General features: G+C 49.0%; 1 rRNA gene. It reads right to left on the bottom strand.

Annotated features, from left to right (window positions below):
- Positions 1–255, bottom strand: a 23S ribosomal RNA gene (locus tag GM658_RS28745); the annotation flags it as partial.

The following is a 255-nucleotide window of genomic DNA, read 5'->3' as shown; positions in this document are numbered from 1 at the left end:
AGGCTCTTCCCATTTCGCTCGCCACTACTTTGGGAATCTCGGTTGATTTCTTTTCCTGCAGCTACTTAGATGTTTCAGTTCGCCGCGTTCGCTTCGTTAGCCTATGTATTCAGCTAACGATGACCTATAAGGCCGGGTTTCCCCATTCGGAAATCTTCGGATCAAAGCTTGTTTGTCAGCTCCCCGAAGCTTATCGCAGACTTCTACGTCCTTCATCGCCTGTAATCGCCAAGGCATCCGCCATGTGCACTTATT

It is taken from the genome of Massilia eburnea, from assembly GCF_009720745.1.
GTDB classification, from domain to species: domain Bacteria; phylum Pseudomonadota; class Gammaproteobacteria; order Burkholderiales; family Burkholderiaceae_D; genus Rugamonas; species Rugamonas eburnea.
Note: the sequence above shows the minus strand (reverse complement) of the source record. Positions and strands in the feature narration are given on the sequence as shown.